Below are 9,307 nucleotides of genomic sequence, written 5' to 3'. Positions count from 1 at the left end.
AGCGGCCGGCACTACCAACGATCGTCCAGGTAGAGCCGGCCGCTGGCCGGCTTTCTCTCAGCCGCGCTCGTGCCAGCCACCACCCAGCACCTTGTACAGGGTGATGCGGTTGGCCTGCTGGGCCAACTGCGCCTGCAACTGGGTCTGCTGCGCGTTGTAGGCAGTACGTCGTGCGTCCAGCAGGGTCACGAAGCTGTCCAGGCCGGCGTCGTAGCGTGCCTGCGACAGGCGGTTGGCCTGTTCGGCCGCTTCCACCAGGCGCTGCTGTGAACTCACCTGTTCATCCAGGCTGACATTCAACGCCAGCGCATCGGCGGTTTCGCGGAAGCCCACCTGGATCGACTTCTCGTACTGCGCCAGTGCGACATCACGATCAGCGTTGGCGACGGCCAGGTTGGCGCGCAGCTTGCCGCCCTGGAAGATCGGCAGGGTGATCTTCGGCAGGAAACTCCATACGCGAGTGCCGCTGTCGAACAGGCTGGACAATTCGCTGGAGCCACTGCCAATGCTGCCGGTCAGCGAGATGCTCGGGAAGAACGCAGCACGTGCCGCGCCGATGTTGGCATTGGCGGCCAGCAGCTGGTGTTCGGCGGCCATGATGTCCGGGCGCTGCAGCAGCACATCGCTGGGCAGGCCGGCCGGCGGAGGCGCCAGTGCCAGCAACTGCGGTTCGATGCTGTCCGGCAGCAGTGCCGGGTCCAGCTGGCCACCGGCCAGCAGGGCCAGCGCGTTGCGGTCCTGGGCCAGCTGGCCGCGCAGGCGCGCGGCGTCGGTACGCGCGGTTTCCACCAGCGTGCGGGTCTGGGTCAGTTCCAGTGCCGAGCTGCCACCGCGCTCGTGGCGGGCCTCGGCCAGGCGCAGCGAATCCTCGTAGGTCCTCAGCGTGGCCTCGGCAATCTTCAGCCGCTGGGCATCGGCACCGTAGGTCAGCCACGCCGTCGCTGTCTCGGCCACCAGGCTCAGCTGCGCGTTGCGACGATTGGCAGCTACGGCAAAGTACTGCTGCAGTGCCGCTTCGCTCAGGTTGCGCACGCGGCCGAACAGGTCCAGCTCGAACTCGGCCACGCCGACACCGGCGGTGAACTGCTCGGTGACGCCAGCGTCGGTGCCTTGGCGCTGCATCTGGCCGGTGACGGCCACGCCGGGCACGCGGTCGGCGCGCTGTACGCGGTACTGGCCGCGCGCGCGTTCAACGTTGAGCACGGCCACGCGCAGGTCGCGGTTGTTCTGCAGCGACTGCTCGATCACCTGCTGCAGGCGCGCATCGGTGAAGAAGTCGCGCCAGCCGACGGCGGCGACATCGGCCACCTGGCCCTGTACAGCCTCGGCCGGCCACTGCGCCGGAATTGCCGGAGCGACGGCGGTGTTCTTCGGCACCAGAGTGGAGCAGCCGGCCAGCGCGAGCGCGGCGGCAATGGAAAGGAACAGGGATGCACTTTTCATGGGAATGACTTCCATCGGTACTGCCGGATGGCAGGAGGCAGTGCCGGCCGGCGGCCGGCACTACCGTTTCGATCACGTCGTGGATTTGCGCTTGAACACGCGCTGCACCACTACGAAGAACAGCGGTACGAAGAACACGCCGAGCACGGTGCCGACGATCATGCCGCCGAGCACGCCGGTGCCGATCGCCTGCTTGGCGCCGGAGCCGGCACCGGTGGAGATCGCCAGCGGTACCACGCCCATGCCGAAGGCCAGCGAGGTCATCACGATCGGGCGCAGGCGGTCGCGCACCGCATGCATGATCGCCTCGATCAGGCCCGCGCCCTTCTCCAGGTTTTCCTTGGCGAACTCGACGATCAGGATCGCGTTCTTGCTGGTCAGGCCTACCGTGGTCAGCATCGCCACCTGGAAATAGATGTCGCGCTCCAGGCCCTTGAAGGTATTGGCCAGCACTGCGCCGAGGATACCCAGCGGGGCCGCCAGCAGCACCGCCGTCGGCACGCTCCAGCTTTCGTACATCGCGGCCAGGCACAGGAACACGATCATCAGCGACAGCGTGTACAGCAACGGCGTCTGCGAGCCCGCCTGACGTTCCTGGTAGGACATCGCCGTCCACTCGATGCCGAAGCCCGCAGGCAGCTGCTTGGCCAGTTGCTCGATCTCGGCCATGGCATCGCCAGAGGCAATACCCGGGGCCGGTTCGCCCTGGATTTCCATCGCCGACACACCGTTGTAGCGCTCCAGGCGCGGCGAACCGTAATCCCAGTGCTTGGTGGCGAACGCGCTGAACGGCACCATCTCGCCCTTGTCGTTCTTCACGGACCAGAGGTCGAAGTCCTCCGGGACCATGCGGAACGGCTGGTCGGCCTGCACGAACACGCGCTTGACGCGGCCACGATCGACGAAATCGTCGATGTACGAGCTGCCCCAGGCAGCGGCCAGCGTGCCGTTGATCTGGTCGATCGACAGCCCCAGCGAGGTCGCCTTGGCCGCGTCGATGTCGATGCGGAACTGCGGCGTGTCTTCCTGGCCGTTCGGGCGCACGTTGGCCAGCTTCTTGCTGCCGGCTGCCAGGCCGAGCAGCTGGTTGCGCGCGGCCACCAGTGCCTCGTGGCCCTGGCCACTGTTGTCCTTGAGGAAGAAGGTGTAGCCCGAGGCGGTACCCAGTTCCGGAATGGCCGGCGGCGGGAAGGCGAAGATGAAAGCATCCTTGATCTGGCCCAGGGCTGCCATCGCACGACCGGTGATCGGCATCACGCCATTGTTGGCGTCACGCTCGCTCCAGTCCTTCAGCTTGACGAACGCCATGCCGGCGTTCTGGCCCATGCCGGCGAAGCTGAAGCCCTGCACGGAGAACACCGAATCCACCGCATCCTTCTCGTTCTGCAGGAAGTGATTCTCCAATGCCGCGATCGATTCCAGCGTGCGCTCCTGGGTGGCGCCGACCGGGGCCTGCACCAGCGCCATCAGCACGCCTTGGTCTTCGTTGGGCAGGAACGAGCTGGGCAGGCGCACGAACAGCACGCCCATCAGCACGAACAGTGCCGCCACGATGCCCATGAAGCGCCACGGACGATGGATGATGCCGCGCACACCACGCTGGTAACTTTCGCTGGTGCGGTCGAAGCCGCGGTTGAAACCGTTGAAGAAGCGACCGGCCAGGCCGCGGTGGGCAACATGATGCTCGCCCTTCTTCAACGGCTTGAGCATGGTCGCGCACAGTGCCGGGGTCAGCACGATCGCCACCAGTACCGACAACGCCATTGCAGAGACAATCGTGGCCGAGAACTGCCGGTAGATCACGCCGGTGGATCCGCTCATGAAGGCCATCGGCACGAACACCGCCGACAGCACCAGGCCGATACCCACCAGCGCACCGGTGATCTGGCCCATCGACTTGCGGGTCGCTTCAAGCGGCGACAGTCCTTCCTCGGACATGATGCGCTCGACGTTCTCCACCACCACGATGGCATCGTCCACCAGCAGGCCGATCGCCAGCACCATCGCGAACATGGTCAGCATGTTCACCGAGAAGCCCAGCATCGCCAGCACGCCGAAGGTACCCAGCAGCACCACCGGCACGGCGATGGTCGGGATCAGGGTGGCACGGAAGTTCTGCAGGAACAGGTACATCACCACGAACACCAGCACGATCGCTTCGAGCAGGGTCTGCACCACGCCCTTGATCGACACGCGCACGAACGGCGTGGTGTCGTACGGGATCTCGGCCTTCAGCCCGGCCGGGAAGAAGCTCTTCATGTCGTCCAGCGCAGCATCCACGCCGGCAGCGGTATCCAGCGCATTGGCGCCGGTGGCCAGGGTGACCGCCAGGCCGCTGGCCGGCTGGCCGTTGTAGCGGGTGACGAAGTCGTAGGACTCGGCACCCAGTTCGACGCGGGCGACATCCCCCAGGCGCAGCTCGGCACCGTCCTGCGCGCCGCGCACGATGATGTTGCGGAACTGTTCCGGGGTCTGCAGGCGCGACTGCGCGTTGATGGTGGCGTTGAGCTGCTGGCCCTTCACCGACGGCGCACCGCCGAGCTGGCCGATCGCCACCTGGGCATTCTGCGCCTTGATCGCCGCAGTCACTTCCGCGACGGACAGGCCATAGGTATGCAGCTTGTTCGGGTCCAGCCAGATGCGCATGGCGTACTTGCCACCGAATACCTGGATGTTGCCCACGCCCGGCACGCGGCTGAGGCGGTCGACGACATTGGAACCGACGTAGTCGGCGATGTCGTTGGCGTCCATGCTGCCGTTCTCGGACACGAACGCGATGACGTTCAGGAAGCCCGAGCTGGACTTGGCCACGTTGATGCCCTGCCGCTGCACTTCCTGCGGCAGCAGCGGCATGGCCAGCTGCAGCTTGTTCTGCACCTGCACCTGGGCGATGTCCGGGTTGGTGCCGCTCTCGAAGGTCAGGGTGATGGTGGCCTGGCCGTTGGACGAGCTGTTGGAGGAGAAGTAGATCAGGCCATCAAGGCCCTTCATGTTCTGCTCGATGATCTGCGTCACCGAGTCTTCGACCACCTTGGCCGATGCACCCGGGTAAGTGGCGCTGATTTCCACCGCCGGCGGTGCGACGTTGGGGTACATCGAGACCGGCAGCTTGAACAGGGCCAGGCCGCCGGCGAGCATGATGATGATGGCGATCACCCACGCGAAGATGGGTCGATCGATGAAAAAGCGTGCCATGGGGTTCTCCGCTTACTTCGCGTCGCCGGCCGGGGCGGCAGGCTGGGCATCGGCCGCCGGCTTGGCCGGTGCGTCGCCCTTTTCGGTGGCCTTGACTGGCATGCCGGGGCCGATCTTCTGCAGGCCTTCGATGATGACCTTGTCACCGGCCTTCAGGCCGTCCTCGACCAGCCACTTGTCGCCGACCGTGCGACTGACCTTGACCGGGCGCACTTCGACCTTGTTGTCCTTGCCGACCACCATCGCCGTGGTGTCGCCCTTCGGATCGCGGGCGATGCCCTGCATCGGCACCAGCACTGCATCACTGCGCACGCCGCCGCCGATCACCGCACGCACGTACATGCCCGGCATCAGCAGGCCGTCCGGGTTGTCCACCTTCACGCGCAGGCCGAAGCTGCCGGTGGTCGGATCGACGCTGACTTCGGAGAACTCCAGCGTACCCTTGTGCTCGAAGGTGCTGCCGTCTTCCATCAGGATGCTGACCGGCAGGGTCTGGTTGTCCTGCAGGCGGCCGGCGGCCAGTTCGCGGCGCAGCTGCAGCAGCTCGGCCGAAGACTGGGTCAGGTCGACATAGATCGGGTCCAGCTGCTGCACGGTAGCCAGTGCATTGGCCTGGCCGGCGCTGACCAGCGCACCCTGGGTGACGCTGGACTTGCCGATGCGGCCGCTGATCGGCGCGGTGATGCGGGCGTATCCCAGGGTGACGTTGGCCGCATCCAACGATGCCTTCGCGGCGCCGACATCCGCCTCGGCCTGCTTCTGCGCGGCCACGGCATTTTCCAGGTCCTGCTGGCTGACCGCATCGACCTTGGCCAGCTCGGTGATGCGCTTGGCGCTCAGCCGGGCGGCGTTGGCGGTGGCCTCGGCGCGGGCCAGCTGGGCGCGGGCACTGTTGGCCTGGGCGCGGTAGCTGGCGTCTTCGATCTGGTACAGCGGCTCGCCGGCCTTGACCATGCCACCTTCGGTGAACAGGCGCTTGGCAACGATGCCATTGACCTGCGGGCGCACTTCGGCGACCAGGTAGGCGTTGGTACGGCCCGGCAGTTCGCGGGTCAGGCCCACGGTCTCGGACTTCAGCGTGACCACAGTGACATCACCCGGGCCCTGCTCGGGGGCCTGGGGTTGGCCGCCGCAGGCAGCCACGGTCGCGGCGATCGCCAGCGACAGTGCAAAGGGTCGGATTCGGCTCAGCAACATGACGGAAAGGCTCTTAGGGGAAGGAATCTCAAATCGCGCTGATACAGGCCGAAAGCGCCAGCAGGCAACGCTCACCAGCGGGGAGTGGTAACCGGACCGGCCTGCCACGCACACGACGGGAATGATGGGAGCGAAATATACATACATGATTGTTTGTTTGTAAACCGGTACAATTCAGCCACGTTTCACCCGCACTCGTACCCATCCATGGCCCGCAAGACCAAAGAGGACACCCAGGCAACCCGGGAAGGCATCCTTGACGCCGCCGAAGCCTGCTTCCATGAACACGGCGTGGCCCGTACCACGCTGGAGATGATCGGTGCCCGCGCCGGCTATACCCGCGGTGCGGTCTACTGGCACTTCAAGAACAAGAGCGAGGTGCTGGCCGCGATCGTCGAACGCGTGCATCTGCCTTTCATGCAGGAGCTGGAGCGCACCTCGACCGACCAGCGCGACACGCCGGTGCACGACCTGCGCGCGGTGATGATCCACTCGTTCATCGAACTGTCCGAGGACGAGCGACTGCGCAAGACCATGGAGATCATGCTGCGCAGCGATGCCTCGGCCGACACCAAGGTGCTGACCGAACTGCAGCAGGCCGGTTTCCGCGATGGACTGGACCGGATGGAACGTGCCCTGCGCCGGGCAAAGGACCTGGGCCAGCTGCGCGAGGGTGCAGACCCGAAGATCGCCGCACGCATGCTGCACGCCACCGTGCTGGGCGTACTGCACGGTGCGATGGTCGAACCGGAACTGATGGACCTCAAGCGCGATGGCATGCTCGCACTGGACATGACCCTGGCCGCCTACGTAAAGGACGGCGTGTTCGTTCCCGGCACCGTGCCCGAGCCGCTGCCCGAGGCATGAGCGGGTTCACTGCCGCCACCGCAGCCCCACTGTGAGGACAGACCCATGATCCTGGACAACGTGGTGTGGGGCTTCATCGGCTGCGGCAGCGTCACCGAGAAGAAGAGCGGCCCCGCCCTGGCCAGCACACCCGGCTCACGGGTGGCGGCGGTCATGCGCCGCAATGCCGCATTGGCCGAAGACTATGCGCGGCGCCACGCGGTGCCACGCTGGTACACGGATGCCGACGCGCTGATCGGCGATCCGGACGTGAACGCGGTGTACGTTGCAACACCGCCCTCCACGCACATGCAGTACGCATTGCAGGCGATTGCGGCGGGCAAGCCGGTCTATATCGAGAAACCCATGGCCCTGGACCTCGCCGAATGCGAGCGCATCCTGGAAGCCAGTGCACGCCGTGGCGTGCCCGTGTTCGTCGCCTACTACCGCCGCGCCCTGCCCCGATTCGCGCAGGTGAAGCAGCTGCTGGACAGCGGCGCGATCGGTACACCGCGCAGCGTTCGCGCCACCCTGCATCGGCCGCATTCGGTGAACGCCGCATCGCCGGACTTCTGGCGGACCAATCCCGCAATCTCCGGCGGCGGGCTGTTCGTCGATCTGGGCTCGCACACCCTGGACCTGCTCGATCATCTACTGGGGCCGCTGAGCGATGTGCGCGGCCTGGCCAGTTCATTGGCCGGCGCTTATGCCGCCGAGGACAGCGTTTCGATGTGCTTCCGCACTGGAGCGGGCGCGCACGGCATCGCGCAATGGAGCTTCTGCGCGTTCCGCCGCCAGGATGAGGTCGAGATCACCGGCGACCGCGGCCAGCTGCGCTTTGCGACCTTCGAGGATGTTCCGGTGGTGCTGGAGACCGGAGCCGGTGTGCAGGCCTTCGACATTCCCAACCCGTCGTCGATCCAGCAACCGTTGATCGCCTCTCTCGTGGATGAACTGCGCGGCAACGGGCACTCGCCCTCGGACGGCATCAGCGCCGCCCGCACCAGTGCGGTGATCGACCAGGTGCTGCAGGCCTACCGCACGCGGCAATCGCGCTGACCGCCAACGCAAAAAGCCGCCTTTCGGCGGCCTTTTCTGTTGCAGCGGATGGCGTCAGGGCCCTCGCCGTGGCGAGGGATCCGACCGGATCGGGCGTTACAGGATGTAGCGGCTCAGGTCCGGGTCCTGCACCAGCTCACCCAGGTGTGCATCGACGTAGGCGCTGTCGATGGCCAGGGTTTCGCCATCGCGGTCCGGTGCCTCGTAGCTGAGCGAATCCAGCAGGCGTTCCAGCACTGTATGCAGGCGTCGGGCACCGATGTTCTCCTGGCGCTCGTTCACCTGGAAGGCGATCTCGGCCAGGCGGTCGATGGCATCGGCGGTGAAGCTGACCTTGACACCTTCAGTGGCCAGCAGCGCTTCGTACTGCTTGGTCAGCGCGGCCTTCGGCTCGGTCAGGATGCGCACGAAGTCATTCTTGCTCAGCGCACCCAGTTCCACGCGGATCGGGAAACGGCCCTGCAGCTCCGGAATCAGGTCGCTGGGCTTGGCCAGGTGGAACGCGCCCGACGCGATGAACAGGATGTGGTCCGTCTTGATCGTGCCGTACTTGGTGGACACATTGGAGCCTTCCACCAGCGGCAGCAGGTCGCGCTGCACGCCTTCGCGGGAGACGTCGCCACCGCCCACGTTGTCACCACGCTTGGCGACCTTGTCGATCTCATCGATGAAGACGATGCCGTGCTGCTCGCACGCCTCGATTGCGGCGGTACGGATGTCATCCTCATTGACCAGCTTGCCCGCTTCTTCCTCGATCAGCAGCGGGCGCGCGGCCTTGATGGTCAGCGTGCGCTTGTGCGCCTTCGCGCCGCCGCCGAGGTTGGCGAACATCGACTTCAGCTGCTGGCCCATTTCCTCCATGCCCGGCGGGGTCATGATGTCCATGCTGACATTGGCCGCCAGGTCGAGCTCGATCTCACGCTCGTCCAGCTCACCGTTGCGCAGCATCTTGCGGAACTTGATGCGGGTCTCGTTGTCCTGCGCCGACGGTTCGTTGCGGGCGACTTCAGGATCGAAACCGATGCCGCCGCTACGACGCGGCAGCAGCGCATCGAGGATGCGGTCTTCGGCGCGTTCTTCGGCCTGGGTACGCACGCGCACCTTGGCCTGTTCGCGATAGAGCTTGACCGCGGTGTCGGCCAGGTCACGGATGATCTGCTCGACGTCCTTGCCGACGTAGCCCACTTCGGTGAAGCGGGTGGCTTCGACCTTCACGAACGGTGCGTTGGCCAGCGTGGCCAGGCGGCGCGCGATCTCGGTCTTGCCGACACCGGTCGGGCCGATCATCAGGATGTTCTTCGGCATCACTTCATTGCGCAGCTCCGCCGGCAGCTGCATGCGACGCCAGCGGTTGCGCAGGGCGATGGCCACCGCGCGCTTGGCGTCGTGCTGGCCCACGATGTGCCTGTCCAGTTCCTGCACGATCTCGCGCGGGGTCATGGTGGCGGAGGAAACTTCGATCTTCGGCATGGATGTGCTCACGGATTCATTGTCGGTAGTGCCGGCCGCTGGCCGGCAACCAGGCACGCGTGCGGGGGACATGAGGTTGCCGGACAGCAGCCGGCAC

At 65.9% G+C, this 9,307-nt stretch carries 6 protein-coding genes; 2 read left to right on the top strand and 4 right to left on the bottom strand.

Translation table 11 applies throughout. The features are described 5' to 3' along the window. Positions 1 to 57 precede the first annotated feature (57 nt). The 3 genes from smeF to smeD are packed head-to-tail and all read right to left on the bottom strand — an operon-like array spanning position 58 to position 5,835. On the bottom strand, positions 58 to 1,458 hold the full coding sequence (smeF, locus tag ABGA94_RS00420; protein WP_119706120.1) for a multidrug efflux RND transporter outer membrane subunit SmeF: 1,401 nt from the start codon (positions 1,456 to 1,458) through the stop codon (positions 58 to 60). 57 nt (positions 1,459 to 1,515) lie between these two features. After that, positions 1,516 to 4,638 carry a multidrug efflux RND transporter permease subunit SmeE gene (gene smeE / locus ABGA94_RS00415; protein WP_095378279.1) on the bottom strand — a complete coding sequence of 1,041 codons (3,123 nt, stop codon included), beginning with the start codon at positions 4,636 to 4,638 and terminating at the stop codon, positions 1,516 to 1,518. Positions 4,639 to 4,650: 12 nt separating this feature from the next. Continuing rightward, entirely contained in the window at positions 4,651 to 5,835 is a 1,185-nt protein-coding gene (smeD, locus tag ABGA94_RS00410) for a multidrug efflux RND transporter periplasmic adaptor subunit SmeD (RefSeq protein WP_111128243.1), read from the bottom strand. A gap of 207 nt (positions 5,836 to 6,042) precedes the next feature. Here smeD and smeT point away from each other — a divergent pair, with 207 nt between their 5' ends. Together smeT and ABGA94_RS00400 are read left to right on the top strand one after the other, a co-directional pair. After that, positions 6,043 to 6,702 (top strand): efflux transporter SmeDEF transcriptional repressor SmeT, encoded by a 660-nt coding sequence (smeT, locus tag ABGA94_RS00405; RefSeq protein ID WP_095378278.1) that lies wholly within the window; start codon positions 6,043 to 6,045, stop codon positions 6,700 to 6,702. A gap of 45 nt (positions 6,703 to 6,747) precedes the next feature. Next, a complete protein-coding gene (locus ABGA94_RS00400; protein ID WP_262232732.1) occupies positions 6,748 to 7,740 on the top strand; it encodes a Gfo/Idh/MocA family protein in 993 nt (330 codons plus the stop codon). Between the two features lie 96 nt (positions 7,741 to 7,836). Here the strand turns inward: ABGA94_RS00400 and hslU are convergent, their stop codons facing one another. Further along, positions 7,837 to 9,210: an ATP-dependent protease ATPase subunit HslU gene (gene hslU, locus ABGA94_RS00395; RefSeq protein ID WP_138952425.1), complete on the bottom strand. Its 1,374-nt coding sequence runs from the start codon at positions 9,208 to 9,210 to the stop codon at positions 7,837 to 7,839. Positions 9,211 to 9,307 lie beyond the last annotated feature (97 nt).

The organism is Stenotrophomonas sp. 3diitr2024, assembly GCF_042136455.1.
GTDB classification, from domain to species: domain Bacteria; phylum Pseudomonadota; class Gammaproteobacteria; order Xanthomonadales; family Xanthomonadaceae; genus Stenotrophomonas; species Stenotrophomonas sepilia.
Note: the sequence above shows the minus strand (reverse complement) of the source record. Positions and strands in the feature narration are given on the sequence as shown.

Excerpts from the sequence above, each read along its gene's own strand:
- smeF (WP_119706120.1), bottom strand. The coding sequence starts at position 1,458 with ATGGAAGTCATTCCCATGAAAAGTGCATCCCTGTTCCTTTCCATTGCC.
- smeT (WP_095378278.1), top strand. The coding sequence starts at position 6,043 with ATGGCCCGCAAGACCAAAGAGGACACCCAGGCAACCCGGGAAGGCATC.
- hslU (WP_138952425.1), bottom strand. The coding sequence starts at position 9,210 with ATGCCGAAGATCGAAGTTTCCTCCGCCACCATGACCCCGCGCGAGATC.
- smeD (WP_111128243.1), bottom strand. The coding sequence starts at position 5,835 with ATGTTGCTGAGCCGAATCCGACCCTTTGCACTGTCGCTGGCGATCGCC.
- ABGA94_RS00400 (WP_262232732.1), top strand. The coding sequence starts at position 6,748 with ATGATCCTGGACAACGTGGTGTGGGGCTTCATCGGCTGCGGCAGCGTC.
- smeE (WP_095378279.1), bottom strand. The coding sequence starts at position 4,638 with ATGGCACGCTTTTTCATCGATCGACCCATCTTCGCGTGGGTGATCGCC.